This window comes from Mangrovitalea sediminis (genome assembly GCF_002514725.1).
Taxonomy (GTDB): Bacteria; Pseudomonadota; Gammaproteobacteria; order Pseudomonadales; family Oleiphilaceae; genus Mangrovitalea; species Mangrovitalea sediminis.
Genome location: NZ_NTLB01000001.1, coordinates 1,101,911 through 1,122,000 on the forward strand (window position 1 = coordinate 1,101,911; position 20,090 = coordinate 1,122,000).

At 57.5% G+C, this 20,090-nt stretch carries 19 protein-coding genes; 5 read left to right on the forward strand and 14 right to left on the reverse strand.

Features of this window, described 5'->3' with window-relative positions:
• The first annotated feature begins 276 nt into the window (after positions 1 to 276).
• Positions 277 to 1,167, forward strand: a complete 891-nt coding sequence (locus CLR77_RS05170; protein WP_097459480.1) for a SphA family protein — start codon at positions 277 to 279, stop codon at positions 1,165 to 1,167.
• 64 nt (positions 1,168 to 1,231) lie between these two features.
• Here the strand turns inward: CLR77_RS05170 and CLR77_RS05175 are convergent, their stop codons facing one another.
• The 7 genes from CLR77_RS05175 to CLR77_RS05205 all read right to left on the reverse strand — a co-directional run bounded on the left by CLR77_RS05175 (position 1,232) and on the right by CLR77_RS05205 (position 8,597).
• Positions 1,232 to 2,755, reverse strand: coding sequence for an esterase/lipase family protein (locus CLR77_RS05175; protein WP_097459481.1), 1,524 nt, complete (start codon positions 2,753 to 2,755; stop codon positions 1,232 to 1,234).
• Positions 2,756 to 3,005: 250 nt separating this feature from the next.
• Positions 3,006 to 3,920 (reverse strand): branched-chain amino acid ABC transporter permease, encoded by a 915-nt coding sequence (locus tag CLR77_RS05180; RefSeq protein ID WP_097459482.1) that lies wholly within the window; start codon positions 3,918 to 3,920, stop codon positions 3,006 to 3,008.
• 10 nt (positions 3,921 to 3,930) lie between these two features.
• Entirely contained in the window at positions 3,931 to 4,836 is a 906-nt protein-coding gene (locus CLR77_RS05185; protein WP_097459483.1) for a branched-chain amino acid ABC transporter permease, read from the reverse strand.
• Positions 4,837 to 4,864: 28 nt separating this feature from the next.
• Positions 4,865 to 6,088, reverse strand: coding sequence for an ABC transporter substrate-binding protein (locus CLR77_RS05190; RefSeq protein WP_097459484.1), 1,224 nt, complete (start codon positions 6,086 to 6,088; stop codon positions 4,865 to 4,867).
• Positions 6,089 to 6,159: 71 nt separating this feature from the next.
• A complete protein-coding gene (locus CLR77_RS05195) occupies positions 6,160 to 6,876 on the reverse strand; it encodes an ABC transporter ATP-binding protein (protein ID WP_097459485.1) in 717 nt (238 codons plus the stop codon).
• On the reverse strand, positions 6,860 to 7,621 hold the full coding sequence (locus tag CLR77_RS05200) for an ABC transporter ATP-binding protein (RefSeq protein ID WP_097459486.1): 762 nt from the start codon (positions 7,619 to 7,621) through the stop codon (positions 6,860 to 6,862). Before CLR77_RS05200 ends, CLR77_RS05195 begins: the two co-directional genes overlap by 17 nt.
• A gap of 196 nt (positions 7,622 to 7,817) precedes the next feature.
• Complete coding sequence (locus tag CLR77_RS05205; protein WP_097459487.1) at positions 7,818 to 8,597, reverse strand: IclR family transcriptional regulator domain-containing protein; 780 nt, start codon at positions 8,595 to 8,597, stop codon at positions 7,818 to 7,820.
• Positions 8,598 to 8,881: 284 nt separating this feature from the next.
• On the opposite strand from CLR77_RS05205, the gene CLR77_RS05210 reads away from it, so the two are divergent.
• Positions 8,882 to 9,331 (forward strand): PaaI family thioesterase, encoded by a 450-nt coding sequence (locus CLR77_RS05210; RefSeq protein WP_097459488.1) that lies wholly within the window; start codon positions 8,882 to 8,884, stop codon positions 9,329 to 9,331.
• Positions 9,332 to 9,377: 46 nt separating this feature from the next.
• Here CLR77_RS05210 and CLR77_RS05215 read toward each other — a convergent pair whose 3' ends face one another.
• Positions 9,378 to 10,307 carry a LysR family transcriptional regulator gene (locus tag CLR77_RS05215; RefSeq protein ID WP_097459489.1) on the reverse strand — a complete coding sequence of 310 codons (930 nt, stop codon included), beginning with the start codon at positions 10,305 to 10,307 and terminating at the stop codon, positions 9,378 to 9,380.
• A gap of 156 nt (positions 10,308 to 10,463) precedes the next feature.
• Between CLR77_RS05215 and CLR77_RS05220 the strand changes: the two genes are divergently transcribed.
• A complete protein-coding gene (locus CLR77_RS05220) occupies positions 10,464 to 11,162 on the forward strand; it encodes a CoA transferase subunit A (RefSeq protein WP_097459490.1) in 699 nt (232 codons plus the stop codon).
• A gap of 69 nt (positions 11,163 to 11,231) precedes the next feature.
• A complete protein-coding gene (locus CLR77_RS05225; protein ID WP_097459491.1) occupies positions 11,232 to 11,891 on the forward strand; it encodes a 3-oxoacid CoA-transferase subunit B in 660 nt (219 codons plus the stop codon).
• 66 nt (positions 11,892 to 11,957) lie between these two features.
• Here the strand turns inward: CLR77_RS05225 and CLR77_RS05230 are convergent, their stop codons facing one another.
• On the reverse strand, positions 11,958 to 13,004 hold the full coding sequence (locus tag CLR77_RS05230; RefSeq protein ID WP_227519806.1) for a PLP-dependent cysteine synthase family protein: 1,047 nt from the start codon (positions 13,002 to 13,004) through the stop codon (positions 11,958 to 11,960).
• A gap of 195 nt (positions 13,005 to 13,199) precedes the next feature.
• Here CLR77_RS05230 and CLR77_RS05235 point away from each other — a divergent pair, with 195 nt between their 5' ends.
• Positions 13,200 to 13,658 (forward strand): Lrp/AsnC family transcriptional regulator, encoded by a 459-nt coding sequence (locus CLR77_RS05235; RefSeq protein ID WP_097459492.1) that lies wholly within the window; start codon positions 13,200 to 13,202, stop codon positions 13,656 to 13,658.
• Positions 13,659 to 13,792: 134 nt separating this feature from the next.
• Here CLR77_RS05235 and glmS read toward each other — a convergent pair whose 3' ends face one another.
• The 5 genes from glmS to atpG form a co-directional block, all read right to left on the reverse strand.
• Positions 13,793 to 15,625, reverse strand: a complete 1,833-nt coding sequence (glmS, locus tag CLR77_RS05240; RefSeq protein ID WP_097459493.1) for a glutamine--fructose-6-phosphate transaminase (isomerizing) — start codon at positions 15,623 to 15,625, stop codon at positions 13,793 to 13,795.
• A gap of 95 nt (positions 15,626 to 15,720) precedes the next feature.
• A complete protein-coding gene (glmU, locus tag CLR77_RS05245; RefSeq protein WP_097459494.1) occupies positions 15,721 to 17,091 on the reverse strand; it encodes a bifunctional UDP-N-acetylglucosamine diphosphorylase/glucosamine-1-phosphate N-acetyltransferase GlmU in 1,371 nt (456 codons plus the stop codon).
• 147 nt (positions 17,092 to 17,238) lie between these two features.
• Entirely contained in the window at positions 17,239 to 17,661 is a 423-nt protein-coding gene (locus CLR77_RS05250) for a F0F1 ATP synthase subunit epsilon (protein WP_097459495.1), read from the reverse strand.
• An 88-nt stretch (positions 17,662 to 17,749) separates the two neighbouring features.
• A complete protein-coding gene (gene atpD / locus CLR77_RS05255; RefSeq protein ID WP_097459496.1) occupies positions 17,750 to 19,132 on the reverse strand; it encodes a F0F1 ATP synthase subunit beta in 1,383 nt (460 codons plus the stop codon).
• 36 nt (positions 19,133 to 19,168) lie between these two features.
• Positions 19,169 to 20,029, reverse strand: coding sequence for a F0F1 ATP synthase subunit gamma (atpG, locus tag CLR77_RS05260; RefSeq protein WP_097459497.1), 861 nt, complete (start codon positions 20,027 to 20,029; stop codon positions 19,169 to 19,171).
• Positions 20,030 to 20,090 lie beyond the last annotated feature (61 nt).

Sequence of the window (20,090 nt, forward strand, 5' to 3'; positions counted from 1 at the left end):
ACGATATCATCAAACGCCACCCCTGGTTTTATGATTTCATCAACCAATTCCAGTCTACATTTTGCCCATATTCAATACAAATATCGATAAACATAAACATTATCGACATGGCATAGTTGATGCAGACGGCTTTTCTCCGGTTGTCTGGCGTACCCGAGACAGGGGCAGATATCTCTTCAGCCCTCCCGCCAACACAACACCCCCTCCCGCTACCGGGAGAAACCTCTTTGACCACTCTTGAGTGATAAGACAAAGACCTAATAAGAAGGAGGCATAATGAAAATCATCAAGGGTTCATCCATCGCGGCCCTCGCCCTATCCACTGTCGCCCTATCCACCCTGGCCCCCGCGGCTTTCGCCGCCGGCCATTACGTGACCGGGGTGGAGGGCATCCAGGCGGCGTCCGCACCGCCTCCCGGCCTCTACTATCTGGGGTATGTGGTTAATTACAATATTGACTCCGTGAGCGGAGCACCGGGGGACAACACCGGGACCGTCTCCGCACTTGCCAACCGCTTCGTCTGGATCTCCGACTATACCTTCCTTGGCGCCAACTACGGCGCAGAGGCCATAGTGCCGTTTCAGGCCACATCCCTCACCTTCAACGGCATCGGCTTTAACGACACCAGTCGCGGACTCGGCGACATCTATCTGGGACCGGTGGTCATGGCCTGGCACGGCAGCCAGTGGGACGGCATTTTCGCCCTGGGGGAATGGCTCGATAACGGCAGCTACTCAAAAACCAACCCTTCGTCCATCGGGCTCGGCTACAAATCGACCATGGTCACCCTCGGGGGAACCTTCTATCCGGACAGCCAAAAGCAGTGGTCGGTAACCGCCCTGTCCCGCTTCGAGAAAAATGGCAAGCAAACCCAGACGGAGATCACGCGAGGCAATCAGCTCTCTGTTGAGTGGGGAGTCGCCAGACAACTCGGTGGCGGCAAGCAGTTAGGTGTCGTGGGCTATCTGCAAAAGCAGACATCCAATGACAGCGGGCCCGGTTCGAATGACCTCAGGCCGCAGAAATCAGCGGTGGGCCTGGAATTCGACTATCCGATCCTGAGTCAGGGCCTGTTCCTGAAATTTGCCGGCTATAAGGAGTATTCGAGTCGCGACGGTGCGACCAAAGGCAGCTTGTTGCGAATGACGGTCGTAAAGGCGTTCTGATGGCTCCAGAGTGTTGGGGGCTCAATGTGATGCCCCCAACTCTCCCACCAGCGGCACCTGCACCTCATCCCGCCCCTGCCGAGGCCAATTCCTCGAGCTGCACGACATTGGTGACGTTGAAACGTAGCCGCCCCTTGAATCCCTTGGGCGAAGAAAGTTCCATAACAAAGGTGTTGTCGCCTTCCCGGTTAACCTTAGTGCCCGGGTTCTCACTCCAGTGATCGTCCGTCAGTGTATAGCGGGCAGACCAGTCCCCTCGATTATGGGCCAGCTTAAAGGTAATGGTGTTCCGGAAGAGGTATTCCCCGTCGACATGACGGCGTAGCAACGGCACCGTTCCGACATAGTAGCCTGTTGTGGATACAGCGAGATCCAGGCTGAAAACCAGCGTCCTGCCGACGGTGATACGCTGCGTATCCAGAAAGATGGAAAACAGGACCGGGGAGCGGGCTTGCGTCATATTCAGTCTTTCAGTACGCATCAGCTCATCAAACCCCCGAATGACAGCGCTGTAGGTATCCTTGCGCCGCTCCGTCAGCTTGACGCCCATCGATCCCCGCGTCGCCACGGTTGCCTCGAAATAGTAAGAGGCCCGAATCTCCTTGCCATCGTCATAGGCCTTTTTGATAGACGGCGGTAAAGGCAGGTTATCGACCTCCAAAATGCCATCCACCCGCACATCGCCAAACAGGAAGCGCACCAGATTCTGATAGCCTTCCTCGGAATTAACCACGCCATAGGGTCCGCTATGACTGCGGTAGGCAAAGGCACGAGGCGCACCGGATACCGTCGCATTAACGATTTTTACCAGGCCGTCACTCATTTCACCCGCCAACCTGCGAGACAGTCCCAGCGCAACGTCATAGTCCCGATGATTAGTGCCTACGAAGCAGAAGAAACGATCCGCCTCGAACTTGTCGTCCAGACTATCGACCCGTTCCGAATCGTCCGGCAGCCCCAGATAGGTCGCCATATGTTTGCGGTTGAAATTGTTCAGGTCCCAGAGCCCGAGAATCGAGGGGACATTAAGACCGGCCATGTCGATACCGTTGTGAGGCGTGGCGTAGGTAAACACCTTATTGACGAGTTCACGGTCTGCCGGCGTGCTGATGTCATCGTTTTGCAGGAAGCAACGGCAGACCAGTCCCCCCATGGAATGGGCAACCAGATTGACCTTGAACTGCTCCCGCAAATCGTCGTCATCGCCACAGACCTGGTCACGAACCCTGTGGATCAGCTCGCGTAAACCTGTGGCAGCTTCTGGAATAGACAGCACCTGACCATTGCCGAAATCCTTATCCGCCGGGTCATAGTAGCGATAGATGACGATACTCCTGGCCGGTAGTTCGCCCGTTTTCTCTGCCCCATCCTGATAGTTATCGCTGTACCCATATTCTTTCATCAGGCGAATCAGCGCGGACTCAAAGATATGTCGCTGGACGCTTTGGTCCCAAATTTGCCGGATCTTGGTAGATCCAAGATTGAAGCCCATGTATGGCGTAGAAACGGTTTCGGCAATTTCGCCAGGTGTCATGGCATAGCCACGAACGTAGATGATGGGGTAATGAGGCCCCAGTGTCTTGGCCATCGAACAATCTCCCTTTGCACGGTTATTGGCGCATACCACTCCGAATAGATATCGGCTACATCAATCGGAAACACCGACGCAAGCGCTATACCAGTCAGGGAGAAGGGGTTTCAAGGCAACGACTCGGCACGCAGAGGCAATGTCCGCATGCGGGAGAGGTGTATAGTTTGCTGACAGCAGATGGCCTGGCATAAAAGAAAGCCCCTGCGATATGGAACCTGCAGGGGCCTAAGGGGAAATCATGGGGCGCTTAGAAGGATCGCTTCCAGAGTCGCCCGATTTCACCGACGATCCCTCGCCGGAAGGCCAGTACACAGACAATAAAGATCATGCCGATAATGACGGTGACCCAGGAACCGATGCCGCTCAATTCGTGTTCCAGGCCCACCACCGTGAAGGCGCCGACAATCGGACCCAGCAAGGTGCCCATGCCGCCCAGCAGGGTCATCAGGATCACGGAACCGGAGGTATGCCAGCTGACGTCGGTCAGGGACGCCGTCTGGAAGACGATGGACTTGGTCGCACCCGCCGTGCCCGCCAGGGTTGCCGATAACACGAAGGCCAGCAGCTTGATGCGCTCGACGTTGTAACCAAGCGAAATGGCGCGCGGCTCATTTTCGCGGATCGCCCGCAGCACCTGCCCGAAGGGAGAATGCACCGTGCGGTGGATCAACCAGAAACAGGCGACAAAAATGGCAAACACGGTGTAGTACATGTTGAGCGGCTGGTTCAGGTCGATAAACCCGAACAGCATGCCGCGGGGAATCCCCTGCAAACCGTCTTCACCGCCGGTAAACGGCAGCTTCAGCGACAGGAAGAAGACGATCTGTTCCAGCGCCAGGGTGATCATGGCGAAGTAGATGCCCTGCCGGCGAATGGCCAGTAAGCCGAAGACCAGTCCGAGCGCACCCGCGAACAGGGTGCCGGCGACGATGCCTGAAAAGGGTCCAAAGTTCCACTGCGTCATGACGAAGCCGGTGATATAGGCCGCGCTGCCGAAGAAGGCGGCGTGCCCGAACGACAACAGGCCCGAGTACCCCAGTAAGAGGTTGAAGGCACAGGCAAAGAGCGCGAAACACAGCAGCTCCATCATCAGTACCGGGTAGACGGCGAACGGCGCCAGCAAGCCCAGGACGAACAAGATTATCCAGAAGGTTTTATTCATTACCGCGCCCTCACTGTTCCCGGCCAAACAACCCGGCCGGCCGTACCAGCAGGACGATTACCATCACGAAGAAGATCACGGTATTGGCCGCTGGTGGGTAGACCACCTTGGTAATCCCCTCGATCATACCCAGCGCCAGGCCCGTGACGATCGAGCCCATGATCGAGCCCATGCCACCGATCACCACCACGGCGAACACGGTAATGATCACATTGGCGCCCATCAGGGGGCCGACCGAATAGATCGGTGCCGCCAGCACGCCGGCAAGGGCAGCCAGTGCCACACCGAAGCCGTAGGTCAGCGTAATCATCAACGGGACATTGATACCGAAAGCCTGCACCAGATTGGGGTTTTCCGTGCCGGCACGCAGATAGGCGCCGATCTTGGTACGCTCGATCACGTACCAGGTCAGGAAACAGACCACCAGGGAGGCTGCGATCGCAAACAGGCGGTATTTGGGAAAGTACATGAAGCCCAAATTGACGATGCCTTTCAGCGACGCCGGTATTCCCGGATAGGGTGTACCGTTAACGTTGTAATAGTTGGTGAAATAGCCCTGGAGAACCAGGGCTACCCCAAAGGTCAGCAGCAGACCGTACAAATGGTCGAACTTGTACAGCCGCTGCAGCATGGTCCGCTCGATCAGAACCCCGAGCAGACCGACGATCAGAGGAGCCAGAACCAATGCTGCCCAGAAATTGATCTGCAGCTCCGGTTCACCGATCCAGCCGCCAAATTGCGTCAGGCCGATTAACGCCACGAAGGCCCCCAACATGTAGAAGGCACCGTGGGCGAAATTGATGATATTCAGCAAGCCGAAAATCACCGCCAGGCCCAGACTCAGGAGCGCGTAGAACGCCCCTTGATTGAGGCCCAGCATCGCCTGGGCAAGCACCGCATTCAATGGCAACCCCATCTTGCTCCTCCGCCGTCTGTTCCGATGGTTACTTGGCCAGCGGGCAGGAGCCCTGCGCCAGGGTCATGTAGGCCTTGTCGCCCGGAATGGTCTGCTCAACCTGCAGCAGATCCCAGCCATGACCGTGCTTGGGATTGGATTCCTTGGGGCTCTTGACCTTGACCAGGTACATGTCGTGAACGTTCAGACCGTCGGCACGGATGTGGCCGGTGTCACCGAAGAAGTCGATCTTCATCTTGCCCAGCTCCGCACGGACAGCATCGGCATTGTCGGTACCTGCTGCCTTGACGGCCCTCAGATAGTTCAGGACAGCCGAGTAGACGCCTGCCTGGTCCATGGTCGGCATCTTGCCGAACTTGGCATAGAAGGCATCGCCGAACTTACGCGAGGCATCATTGCGATCCCAGTAGTAACTGGTGGTGAACTGCAGACCCTTGGCGATGTTCAGACCCAGGCTCTTAACGTCCGTCAGGAAAACCAGCATGCCGGCCATTTTCTGGCCCTGGGCCACGATACCGAATTCATTGGCCTGCTTGATGGCGTTGATGGTGTCGGCACCGGCATTCGCCAGGGCGATAACCTGGGCACCGGAAGACTGTGCCTGGATCAGGTATGACGAAAAGTCAGTGGTGCCCAGCGGAGCCTGGACTTCACCTTTGACTTCACCACCCAGTGATTTAACGACTTTCGCCGTGTTGTCCTGCAGCGAATGGCCGAAGGCATAGTCAGCGGTGATGAAGTACCAGCTCTTGCCACCGCCCTTCACCATCGCAGTGGCTGTGCCCACCGGCAGCGCATAGGTGTCATACAGGTAGTGGATGCCGTACTTGGTGCAGTCCTTATTGGTCAGTGCGGTGGAACCGGCACCGGTGTTCATGGTGATGGTGTGCTTCTCCGACGCCAGCTTCTGCACGGCGATACCGACGGCAGAGTTGAGAATGTCGGTAATCATGTCAACGTGATCACGGTCGATCCACTCACGGGCCACCGCGGAACCGACATCGGCCTTCTCCTGGTGGTCAGCCGCAATGATTTTGATCGGCTTGCCGAGAACGGTGCCACCGAAATCGTGCACAGCCATCTCCGCTGCAACCACGGAACCTTTGCCGCCGATCGCCGAATAGACACCGGACATATCGGTCAGGACACCGATCTTGACCACCCCGTCGGAAATGCCGGCGGCGTTGACAGGTCCGGCAACGGACAGCCCTAGAGCCGCCGCGCAGACCAACGAGCGAGTTAACTTCTTCATGAAATATCTCCTCAGGTTTCTGGTTGTGCTTGTTGTTGTTTCAGAGTCGGCGATCAGACCGCCGGTCGTGTTCACACACTGAGATAACGGTTTATCTTGTCCATGTTCGCCTCCAGGTCCGCCGCCTCGATCATCTCCGCCACATGGCCGTGGTCCATGACGTAGTGGCGGTCTGCCAGGGGCGCAGCAAAACGGAAGTTCTGCTCGACCAGCACGATGGTGTAACCGTTGTCCTTGAGCAGACGAATGGCCCGCCCCAACCCCTGTACGATGACCGGCGCCAGGCCCTCGGTGATTTCATCGAGCAGCAGCAGGTTGGCACCGGTGCGCAGGATACGGGCCAGGGCCAGCATCTGCTGCTCGCCGCCTGACAACCAAGTACCGACGCTCTTGCGGCGCTCGTAGAGGTTGGGAAACATCTCGTAGATCTCTTCCACCGACATGCCGCCGGAGCGGATGCGGGGCGGCAGCATCAGGTTTTCTTCCACCGTCAGGCTGGAGAAGATGCCGCGTTCTTCGGGACAGTAGCCAATCCCCAGGCGGGCAATCTTGTGGGTCGCGGTACGCATCACCTCGCGACCATTGACCATGATCGAACCTGAGCGTTTACCGACCAGACCCATGATGGCTTTCAGGGTGGTGGTACGGCCGGAGCCGTTACGGCCCAGCAGGGTCACGACCTCGCCGCGTCTCACGGTCATGTCGATGCCGTGCAGGATGTGGGATTCGCCGTAGAAGGCGTGCAGATCGGTAATCCGCAACAGTTCACCGTCAGGCATGCTCGACATCACTCGCTCCCATATAGGCTTCGATCACTTCCGGATTCTTGGAGACGGTTTCGTAAGGCCCTTCAGCCAGGATGGCACCGCGCTGCAGCACCGTGATGCAATCGGCGAGGGTCGAGACCACGCCGAGATTGTGCTCCACCATCAAAATCGTGCGATCCGCGGAAACCCGCCGGATCAACTCGGTGGTCATGCCGACGTCTTCCGCACCCATGCCCTGGGTCGGTTCGTCGAGTAGCATCAATTCGGGGTCGAGGGCCAGCGTCGTGGCAATCTCCAGGGCACGCTTGCGCCCATAGGCCAGCTCTTCGGTGATGTTGTCGGCGAACTTGCCCAGGCCGACATCCTCCAGCAACGCCATGGCTTGGTCGTTGAGACGGTGCAGCATGCTGTCCGAACGCCAGAACTGGTAAGCGACCCCCAGCTTGCGTTGCAGCGCCAGTCGAACATTCTCCAGCACGGTCATGTTCGGGAAGACGGCCGAAATCTGAAAGGACCGGATAACGCCGAGATGGGCGATATCGGCCGGGCGCATACGAGTGATATCCCGGCCCTTGAACAGGATGCTGCCGTCGGTCGGCGTTAGGAATTTGGTGAGCAGGTTGAAGAAGGTCGTCTTGCCCGCGCCGTTGGGGCCGATCAAGGCATGGATGTGTCCACGCTGAACCTTCAGGTCCACGCCATTGACGGCGGTAAAGCCACTGAATTCCTTGGTCAGGTTACGGGTTTCCAGGATGCAGTCCGTCATGACCGAGCCTCCCTGCAGACCAGGGGAGCGCTCTGCTCACACGAATACCGAGAGGAAAGAACCGCAACTGGGGGAACAAACATTCCGCCTCCTACATTTCTTGTTGTCATATCTCGACCGGCCGATATCCCTGTCCGCACGGCGATTCGGCGGCGGCAGCCCTTGCCGATTCGCCATCGTTTCATAACAGGTTCCGCTAGCGCGCGTAGGTGTGAATTTGCGCAGCGGCTTCCTGTAGCGCCGGCAAGTACCGGCTCACCAGGGTATTCATGTCGACCCGTACGGCATTGGTACTGATATTGATGGCACCCAACAGCTCACCATTCGCGGCGAATACGGGGACCGCAACGGACAGCAGCCCCAGCTCGAGTTCCTGGTCGACGATGCAGTAGCCTTGCTGTCTTGCCTCGAGAATCCTCTCGCGCAAGGCTTTGACATGCGTCACCGAGTACGCGGTATGGGCTTGTAGCGTCTGCCGCTGCAACCAAGCATCCAACGTCTCATCGTCCATTTGCGCCAACTGCACCCGCCCCATGGAGCTGTAGGCCGCCGGCAGGCGAGTACCCACCGACAGCTGGATCGCCATAAGCCGTTGCGGAGGAGTCGCACGCAGCACGAGCACCGCGCTATCGCCGTCCAGGACCGTCAGGGAGGTCGATTCACCCAGGGTTGCCGTGATCTCGTCCAGGTATTGCTGGATCATGGGGCGATACTGGTTCGATGCCTGATAGGCATAGCCCAGTTGCAATACTTTGGGTGTCAACTCGAAATACCGACCGGCACGCTTTACGAACCCCAGCGCATGCAACGTCAACAGGAATCGGCGCGCCTTGGCCCGGTCCATCTCCGCTTTTGCGGCGACTTCGCTCAGGGTCATCCGGGGATGCTCGGCATCGAATGCCAACAGCACGTCCAGGCCTGACGCCAACGCACCGACATAATCCCGATCGCCGGGCTGCAACACCTGATCGTCCAAGACCTTCCCCCTCAACCCCACACGCTTGAAGCCTAAACCAACAACCTTCGCTGCGTTCGCAAGGCGAACGAGGCCGGTTAAATAACCGTCTACATCTGGCAGTGGTTGATCGCCATCAGAGGCGGCGGCTCAAAATGTTCGGATGCCAAACTTACATTCGCATTGCGAACTTGTCAATCAGACCAAAAAATGGCCCTTGTATTTTCACGTCAACTTAAATTATGATCATAATATATATTAACGTTATGTTGGTGGTAGCACCAACGAACAAGGGAGTAGAAGCAATGAGTCTGGTGAAAGAAGTCGGTCAGGCAATGAATGGCCTGGAACAACTTCGTGCCCTGATGGCCAAGGGACGTCGCCCGGGAATCGGGGATTCTCTGGATTTCGACCTGCTGGAAATCGACGAGGGCCGGGCCGTCTTCGCCGGTATCCCGGGAGATCATGCCTATAACCCTATCGGGACAGTACACGGCGGTTACCCCGCCACACTACTCGACTCGGCCTGCGGTTGCGCCGTGCACTCGAGGCTCGAAGCCCACCAGAGCTACACGACGCTGGAGTTGAAAATCGCCTATCACAAGGCTATGCGACGGGATACCGGCCAAGTACGTGCGGAAGGGGTCGTCATCAGTATGGGCCGCCGCGTCGCCTTCGCCGAAGCCAAACTGGTTGATAGCGAAGGCAGGCTGTATGCGTCCGCAACCTCCACCTTGCTGGTGATGGAGCGTTAACAGCGCGCTGATACACCAGTCGATATGAAAGCCCGCACGACACCGGTTAAGGCGCGCTTCCCAGGCCGCCGTCACGGTCAGGGCTTTCAGGAAACCGCCCCTTGAAGGCCAGCAACGATTCGAACAATGCCTGCGCCGCGACGGAAAGCTCCTCATCGGATTTCGTCAGGATACCGATAGGCTGCTCGATGACCGGATCGCAAAGCGGGATGCAGTGCGCGCCCAATTCCTTCATTTGCCCAATGCAAAGCGCCGGTACCGCACTTACGCCCAATCCACTGGAGACCATGCGTCCCACCGTGGTCAGTTGATGGCTTTCAAACTCCACCGGCAACGACAGCTTCCAGTCCCTGAGACTCTGCTCGAGCATATTCCGAACGGCGGATGGGCGTTGCAGGGCGATGAAGGGTTCCGCCAGCAGTCGCTCCCATGGAACGCGACTGAGTCCTGCCAGCGGAGACTCCGAGGACACCACAGCAACAAAGCGATCCACGTAAAGGGGCGTAAAATCCAGGCCGGACGCACTCGACGGTTCGAAGGCAATGCCCAGCTCCACCTGACGGACCTGGAGCATTTCGATCACCCGTTCATTAATGACATCTTGAATTCGCACGCTGATTTTCGGGTAGCGTGAACGAAAATCCCGGAGAATGACCGGTAGCAGATTGCCCGCAAAGGACGGCATGGCCGCTATAGTCACCAGCCCCTGCTGAAGACGGAATCGTTGCCGCAACTCATCCCGCGCGTTGTCCCAGTCCGCGATCAAACGCCTTGCCAGGGGTAGCAGCGCCTCGCCTTCTGGCGTCAGCCGGACATTACGCGTCGTACGCTTGAACAGCGGCCCTCCCAGACTCTCCTCCAGCGCCTTGATCGACAGGCTGAGCGCTGACTGCGAGACATGCATCATCTCGCAGGCCTGCGCAAAACTCAGCGTTTGCGCCACGGCGAGGAAAGCCCTCACCTGTTTTACCGTCATGGCCTCACCCCGGTCTCATAGGCGTTCCAAGACGAAACAACGTCTTAGAACATTGATCAGTTTTACAAATCAATCAATTCCAAAAATCAATTTAACAAATTACTGATCGAAGGCAACACTCTTACGTTATCGAAAAATAAATACAGAGGAGGCGTTATGGCCGGGTTCGACAAACGGGTGACTTCATATGAGCAGGCGCTGGAGGGCCTTGAGGACGGGATGACCGTTCTTGCTGGCGGTTTCGGCCTCTGTGGCATTCCCGAAAACCTCATTGCAGAAATCAAGCGCAAAGGCACCAAAAACCTCACGGTCGTATCCAATAACTGCGGCGTGGACGGTTTTGGCCTGGGCTTGCTGCTTGAGGATCGTCAAATCCGCAAGATGATCTCCTCCTATGTGGGCGAAAACGCCCTGTTCGAAAAGCAACTGCTTGATGGCGAGCTGGAAGTGGAACTGACGCCCCAAGGTACCCTGGCCGAGAAAATGCGTGCTGGGGGAGCCGGCGTTCCCGCCTTCTATACCGCCACCGGCTATGGCACACCGATTGCCGAAGGCAAGGAAGTGCGCCAGTTCGATGGCCGCCACTACGTGCTGGAACACGCCATCACCGGTGACTTCGCCATCGTTAAAGGCTGGAAAGCCGATAAATACGGCAACGTGATATACCGTCATACCGCTCGCAACTTCAATCCTCTGGCTGCGGCCGCTGGCAAAATTACCGTCGTAGAGGTCGAGGAAATCGTCGAACCCGGCGAACTCGAACCGGGCGAGATCCAGACCCCAGGCATCTATGTCGATCGACTCATCTGCGGCACCTTCGAGAAGCGCATCGAAAAGCGGACCGTCCGCGACTAATCCGCGCGGCTGTGACTACAACAACATATTGATCCGCACTGATCGAATCAGCAGTAAGAGGAATGAATCATGGCACTCACGCGTGAACAAATGGCGCAGCGCGTCGCCGGTGAACTCAAAGACGGTTTCTACGTTAACCTGGGCATCGGCATCCCCACCCTCGTCGCAAACTATGTACCTGTCGGCATGGAAGTCATGCTGCAGTCCGAAAACGGTCTTCTCGGTATGGGCCCGTTCCCGACGGAAGACGAAATCGATCCCGATATGATCAACGCGGGCAAGCAGACCGTTACCGCCCGCATCGGGGCCTCCATCATGGACTCAGCAGAAGCCTTTGCCATGATCCGGGGCGGTCATATCGACCTCACCGTCCTGGGCGCCTTTCAGGTGGACGTACTGGGCAACATTGCATCCTGGATGGTACCAGGCAAACTGATTAAAGGTATGGGTGGCGCCATGGACCTGGTCGCCGGCGCCGAAAATATCATCGTCACCATGACCCACGCATCGAAGGACGGCGAATCCAAACTGCTGCAGCGCTGCACCCTGCCGTTGACCGGCGCGGGCTGCATCAAGCGCATTCTGACCGATCTGGCCTACCTCGAGATCGACCAGGGCGCCTTTGTTCTCAAGGAACGCGCACCGGGTGTGTCCGTCGGGGAAATCGTGGAGAAGACCGCTGGGGAGCTGGTCGTACCGGACCATGTACCGGAAATGCGCTTCGCCTGAGCATGCGATCCACCCTTGCAGCTCCTGTAAACGGAGCTGCAATCCCGGGAACTGACGTAGACCCGATCACGCGCGAATGGCACACAGCGCCTCGTCAAAGGGTGTAATGTCCCCGATGTGCTCGGCGACCCACGCCCTATCCCAATAGGTATCCGGATATCGCTCCCCGCCGTCGCACATGATGGTCACGACTGAGCCTCGCTCTCCCCGCACCTTCATGTGACGGGCCAGTGTCAGTGCTCCCCAAAGGTTCGTCCCTGTCGAGGCACCGGCACAACACCCGGAAATACGTTCCAGCCAATACATGGCAGCAACGCTGGCCGCGTCGGGCACCTTGAGCATGTCATCGATCACCTCCGGCAGGAATGACGCTTCGACCTGCGGACGCCCGATGCCTTCGATCCGGCTTCCCTCATGACGGGTAAGCGCCCTGTTCCCAGTGCGATAGCTGTCGAAGAATACCGACCGCTCCGGATCCACGACGACAAGACGTGTATCGTATCCTTTATAGCGGATATAGCGTCCCAGGGTAGCAGCCGTCCCACCGGTCCCGGCACTCATGACGATGCCTCGGGGGCAGGAACATTCTTCCGCCGACATCTGGCGGTAGAGTCCGGCAGCGATGCTGTCCTCCCCGCGCCAGTCCGTCGCCTGCTCCGCATAGGTGAACTGATCCATGTAATGGCCCGTGTTTTCCCGGGCAATTCGCCGGGCCTGTTCGTAGACCTCAGCCGCAGATTCCACAAAGTGGCAATGCCCGCCGTATCCACGAATCTGCTCGACCTTCCTTTGCGTTGTGCTCCTCGGCATGACCGCCGTGAACGGTAGCCCCAGTAACTGGGAGAAGTAGGCTTCCGACACCGCGGTATTTCCGGAGGATGCCTCCACGATATGGGTGCCTTCCTTTACCTTGCCGCTGCATATCGCATGCACGAAAAGGGATTTCGCCAAACGGTGTTTCAGGCTGCCTGTAGGGTGGGCACTCTCATCTTTCAAATAGATATCGATGCCTTTCAGCGAAGGAATCCCAAGCTTCATGATGGGGGTATCAGAGCTTCCGAACGGGTCGCTCGACAGTTGCTTTATCGCCCGGCGGGCCCACGCATTGAGCAATGGCGTTCTCCTTCCATCTCAAAATGACGTCCGACGCCGCCTGAGAACAGCCGCGCTGGGAATATTGCCAGCCCACTGCCAAGGGCCAGGGTGTCGGTTCAGCCACAGTCTAATGAAGGCTCAGGGGGATATTTTTCCAAAATTTTTTGCTTTAAGATTTTCTGTTAGAAAATTTTTCTCTTATGAGCGGCGAAAATGGATAAATTTGACCTCCAGATTCTTTCAGCGCTGCAAAGGGACGCCTCCTTACCGTTGAAAGACCTTGCCGAGGAAGTCGGCTTATCGATGACACCCTGCTGGAAACGGGTAAAACGTTTAGAGTCCGAGGGATACATCAGGGGCCGAGTGGCGCTCCTCGATCAGCATCGACTCGGCCTGGGCCTCTCCGTGTTCGTGCAGGTAAAAACCCGGCATCACGAAGGCGAATGGCTCAAGACATTTGCCGATACGGTCACCCAGTTCGACGAAGTCATGGAGTTCTACCGTATGTCGGGCGAGTGGGACTATCTTTTGCGCGTGGTGGTCAGCGATATCGCGGCTTACGATCGCTTCTACAAGAAACTGATCAGCAGCACGGAGGGGTTGGCGGACATCTCCTCCAATTTCGCCATGGAGCAGATCAAGTACACGACGGCCCTACCGCTCCGGCGCTAATGTGGACGTGGGGCAATAACCATTCCGGACGAATTTGCGGCGCCCCCAACATCTAGAGGCGCCGCCAGGAAAGACACTTATTCTGGTTAGAGCAAAGGTTTCACTTCACATGCCTTTTAGTGCAAGGCGTTAGCTCATTCGACAGTCACAGATTTTGCCAAATTCCTGGGCTGATCCACATCCGTCCCCTTCAGCACGGCGACATGGTAGGACAGCAATTGCAGCGGCACCGTGTAGAGAATCGGAGCCAACAGGTTATGCACTTCCGGCAGGGACATAACATGAACACCCTCCTCTTCATGCAACGAGGCATGCTGGTCCGTAAAGACGAACAGCTCGCCACCACGGGCACGGACTTCCTGAAGATTGGACTTCAACTTATCCAGCAGTTCGTTGTTGGGGGCAACGGTAATGACCGGCATTTCGCTGTCGACCAGGGCCAGCGGACCATGCTTGAGTTCGCCGGCCGGATAGGCTTCAGCATGGATATAGGAGATTTCCTTCAGCTTGAGCGCACCTTCCATCGCCACCGGATACAAAGATCCCCGCCCCAGGAACAGGCTATGCGACTTTTCGACGAAGTGGCGGGCCATGGTTTCGATACTGCCATCGAGGGAGAGCACGTCCTGAACCTTGCCCGGAAGCATCCGCAACTCCCGGACAATATCCGCTTCCAGCTCGGCGGGCAGGCCATGGTGACGGGCCAACGCCACCGTAAAGAGCATCAGGGCAATCAGCTGAGTGGTGAAGGCCTTGGTAGAGGCAACACCAATCTCCGGCCCGGCTTGGGTCATAACGACAAGGTCAGACTCCCGAACCAGGGAGCTTCCAGGCACGTTGCAGATCGCCAGCGCGGCGAGGAATCCATCCTTTTTGGCCATACGCAGCGCCGCCAGGGTATCCGCCGTCTCACCGGACTGGGAAATCGTCAGGAATAAAGTATCCGGCTGCACCACATGCTTGCGATAACGGTATTCCGACGCCACTTCGACGCTGCAGGGAATACCCGCCAGTTCCTCGATCCAGTAACGGGCTACCATGCCGGCATGGTAGCTGGTACCACAGGCAACAATCTGCACGTGACGGACATTTTCCAGCAATGCTCCTGCGTCAGTACCCAATGCCTGTTCCAGCACCCGGGAGTCCGTGAGGCGGCCTTCCAAGGTCGCCTTGATAACCCGTGGCTGCTCGTGGATTTCCTTGAGCATGAAATGCCGGTACTCACCCTTGTCTACCGCATCGACACCATGCTCATAGCGGCTGACCGGCCGTTCAACAAGGGTGTCGTCTCTATCCCAGATACGAATTTCGTCCTGGGTGATCTCCGCCACATCCCCTTCTTCAAGGAAAATAAAGCGGTCCGTCACCGACAGCAGTGCAAGCTGGTCCGATGCGATAAAGTTCTCGCCGATACCCACACCGATAACCAGCGGGCTCCCTTCACGGGTCACCACCAGGCGGCCAGGCTCATCCGCATGCATCACCGCCAAGGCATAGGCCCCGTGGATTTGGGTAAGCGCCTTCTTGACTGCCGCGACAAAATCGCCCGTTTGACGGTAGCAACGCTCGATCAAATGAGCGACAACCTCGGTATCCGTCTCGGACGTAAAGTCGTAGCCCTCATTGGCCAGTTCTTCCCGCAGGGGTTGGAAGTTCTCAATGATACCGTTATGCACAACGGCAAGCCGGTCGCCGGACATATGTGGATGGGCATTCAACACCGAGGGACGGCCGTGTGTTGCCCAGCGGGTATGGGCGATGCCCGAGTGGCCCTTGATCGGACTGGCCTCAATCAGGTCGGCCAGTGCAGACACTTTCCCGACTTCACGCTGACGCTGGACGGTACCGTTGGGCGTCAGAATCGCCATCCCGGCCGAGTCGTAACCACGGTATTCGAGGCGATGAAGGCCCTCAAGCAAAATTCCCTGCACATCCCGCTGCGCCACAGCGCCCACAATGCCACACATCTGTTGTCCTGCCTCTTTCCGTCGTTACCGGAGCTATTCATCGCATTGGAACGCTTCAGGCATTCGAATGCACGTTAAGTATCCCCGCCATGCGATCACGATTTCTTACGCGGTCGCTCCCAGCCTTCGATATTGCGTTGCTTGCCCCGGGCGACAGCCAGCTCCCCGGCGGCGACATCCCGCGTAATCGTCGAACCCGCACCAATGGTCGCATCCCGACCGATAGTCACCGGCGCGACCAGGGCACTGTTGGACCCAATAAAGGCACCGTCTTCCATCACGGTACGGAACTTGTTCACACCATCGTAGTTACAGGTGATGGTTCCGGCGCCCACGTTCACATGACGGCCGATTTCGGCATCGCCAATATAACTCAGGTGATTGACCTTGCTCCCCTCGCCGATGATCGCTTTCTTGACCTCGACGAAGTTGCCGATCTTGCTGCCTTCCGCCAGGCGCGTGCCCGGCCGGATACGTGCGAATGGGCCTACATGGGCATTAGTCCCAATGTGGGCTTCTTCGATGACGGAGTTGGCCATTACCTCACAACCGGCCTCCAGTTCGGCATCCCGGATCACGCAGTTGGGCCCTATCCTGACGCCATCTCCCAGACGGACGCGACCTTCGAACACCACGTTGATATCGATAAAGAGGTCCCGCCCGATCTCCACTTCGCCACGGATATCGACACGGCTGGGATCTGCCAGGGTGGCGCCTTCAAGCATGAGGCGTTCCGCCTGCCGATGCTGATACCAACGTTCAAGCGTCGCCAACTGGACACGGTTGTTGACGCCTTCGACCTCTTCCTCGCAGGGTGGCTGGGCGACTTCGATGGCCAGCCCACCCTGGGCAGCCATGGCAATGACGTCTGTCAGGTAATACTCGCCTTGAGCATTGCTGTTGGACAGCTGTGGGAGCCACTGTTTGAGGTGACTTGCCATGACTGCAAGGATACCGGTGTTGACTTCATCAATCTGCTTCTGTTCCTCACTGGCGTCCTTCTGCTCGACGATCGCCGTCACCTTCCCCTCGGCGTTACGCAAAATCCGGCCATAGCCGGAAGGATCACTCAACCGAACCGTGAGTAACGCCAGGCTTTTTTCGCTCAAGCCCGACAGCAAACGCTCAAGTGTCGCTGTCGATATCAGCGGTACGTCCCCATAAAGCACCAGGACTTTAGCGTCATCGGGAACCTGAGGCAGGGCCTGGGCCACGGCATGCCCGGTACCCAGCTGTTCCGACTGCAGCGCCCAATGGATGCTCTTGCTTGGCGTCGCGGCCTTGACGTTATCCGCGCCATGACCAATCACGACATGGATGCCATCAGCACCCAAGGTTTCCGCCGTATTGATCACATGATGCAGCAGGGGTCGGCCGGCAAGGCAATGCAGAACTTTGGGCAGCGACGACTTCATACGAGTGCCCTGCCCTGCGGCCAGAATGACGATGTGCAACGGTTGATTCATAAGCTCGCTACCTTTCCCTGCTTTACGGCGCTATAGGTAATCGTAGACGAAAAAAAACCGCACTCGATTCGCCCGGCGCCAGACAGTACCGGCCCCGAATATGCGATCGCGTGCGGTTTTACGTCGAGATGATCGACGATCGAGACCTCAGCCCGATTTGCGGCGCAGGTGCTGGATCGTACGCAAACGCGCAGCGGCTTCTGCAAGCTCGACAGCGGCGCGCGAATACTCGAATTCGCCCGTTTTGTTAGCCAGGGCCTTCTCGGCCGCGCGCTTGGCTTCCTCTGCTGCAGCCTCATCCATATCCTCTGCGCGCATTGCCGTGTCGGCAAGTACGGTCACAAGGTTGGGCTGTACTTCCAGAAAGCCACCAGACACATAGAAAACCTCTTCCTCACCACCTTGCCGGATAATCCGGACGGGGCCCGGCTTAAGGCGAGTAAGCAACGGCGTGTGTCCTGGCGCGATACCCAAATCCCCCTCGCTCCCGGTAGCGATTACCATCTCTACCAAGCCGGAGAAGATCTGATCTTCAGCACTGACGATATCGCAATGCACAGACATACCCATTATCGATGCCTCTTAACAGAAGGGTATCAGAACAGGCGATGCCGCTCATCCATGACGAACGACACCCCGAAACATCAGGTTCCGCCTGTTACTTCTTGCTACCCTTGGCCTTTTCCAAAGCCTCGTCAATGGTGCCGACCATATAGAACGCCTGTTCAGGCAGTTCGTCGAATTCACCATTGAGAATGCCCTGGAAGCCACGAATGGTTTCCTTCAGCGAGACGTACTTACCGGGGGAACCGGTAAAGACCTCGGCAACGTGGAACGGCTGAGACAGGAAACGCTCGATCTTACGCGCACGGGCAACGGTCAGCTTGTCTTCTTCCGACAATTCGTCCATCCCCAGAATCGCGATGATGTCCTTCAGTTCCTTGTAGCGCTGAAGTACGGTCTGTACGCCACGGGCAACATCGTAATGCTCCTGACCGATAACCAGCGGATCCAGCTGACGGCTGGTGGAATCCAGCGGGTCGATCGCCGGGTAGATACCCTTGGCGGCGATATCCCGGCTCAGTACGACAGTGGCGTCCAAGTGGGAGAAGGTGGTCGCTGGCGACGGGTCGGTCAAGTCATCCGCCGGTACGTATACCGCCTGGATTGACGTGATCGAGCCGGATTTGGTCGATGTGATCCGCTCCTGCAGGATACCCATCTCTTCTGCCAACGTCGGCTGGTAACCTACCGCAGACGGCATACGGCCCAACAGTGCCGATACTTCGGTACCCGCCAGGGTGTAACGGTAGATGTTGTCGATGAACAGCAGTACGTCACGGCCTTCGTCACGGAACTTCTCAGCCATGGTGAGACCGGTCAGCGCCACACGCAAGCGGTTTCCAGGGGGCTCATTCATCTGGCCGTAAACCATCGCGACCTTATCGAGAACGTTGGACTCCTTCATTTCGTAGTAGAAGTCGTTACCTTCCCGAGTCCGCTCACCCACACCGGCGAATACCGACAGACCGCTGTGCTCTTTGGCGATGTTGTTGATCAGCTCCATCATGTTGACGGTCTTACCAACACCGGCTCCGCCGAACAGACCGACCTTACCGCCCTTGGCAAACGGGCAAACCAGGTCAATAACCTTGATGCCGGTTTCCAGCAGCTCCGCGGAGGCTGCCTGATCGGCGTAGCCCGGGGGCTTACGGTGGATGGCCCAACGCTCTTCCTCGCCGATATCGCCGCGCTCATCGATCGGGCGACCCAGTACGTCCATGATGCGACCCAGGGTCTGGGTTCCCACGGGGACGGAAATGGGGGCACCGGTATTTTCCGCATTCAGGCCGCGGCGAAGACCTTCGGTGCTACCCATCGCAATGGTCCGAACGATGCCGTCACCCAATTGCTGCTGCACTTCCAGCGTGGTTTCGCCACCTTCGACCAGCAAAGCGTCATACACATTCGGCACGGCATCGCGTGAAAACTCCACGTCGATGACAGCGCCGATGATTTGAACGATACGTCCGCTACTCATGCTCGGTTCCTCGTAAATTCAGTATTCGGTCTCGCCTCAGACGGCGGCTGCCCCGCTGACGATCTCGGAGATTTCCTGCGTGATCGCTGCCTGACGGGCCTTGTTATAAGCCAGTTGCAGGTCTTTGATGATATCGCCCGCGTTATCCGTAGCGCTTTTCATCGCGATCATCCGCGCGGCCTGTTCACAGGCCAGGTTCTCAACCACACCCTGATAAACCTGGGATTCCACGAAGCGCGTCAGCAGCCCATCCAACAGGGGCTTGGCGTCGGGCTCGTAGAGGTAATCCCAGTGATGCTTGAACTCGTCTTTATCAACGGGCTTCAGGGGCAGGAGTTGAGTAAACTCCGGCGTCTGGGTCATCGTGTTCACAAAGCGGTTATTGACCAGGAACAACCGGTCAATACGGCCTTCGCCATAGGCATCCAGCATCACCTTCACCGCGCCGATCAGGTCGTTGGCACTCGGCGCATCGCCGATGTGCGTCAACGCGCTGACCACATTGCCGCCATAGTTGCGGAAAAACATGGCGCCTTTCTGCCCGATGGCACAAAGATCGATCTCAACGCCTTCCTTCGCCTTGGCACGCATTTCAACGGCCAGTCGCTTGAACAGGTTGACGTTGAGGCCGCCGCAAAGGCCGCGATCGGTACTGATAACGATGTAGCCGACGCGTTTGCTGGGCCGTTCTTCCATATACTTGTGGCGGTACTCGGCATTGGCGTTGGCAATGTGCCCGATTACCGTGCGGATCTTTTCAGCATACGGACGCGTCGTCTGCATGCGATCCTGAGCCTTGCGCATCTTACTGGCGGCGACCATTTCCATCGCGCTGGTAATTTTCTGCGTGCTCTTGATACTGGAGATCTGGTTACGTATTTCTTTTCCGACGGCCATGGTTTCACTGCCTCGTCAAGTTAGGAGCTCAAACCGGTAGGAGCGAGACCCGCCATCACAA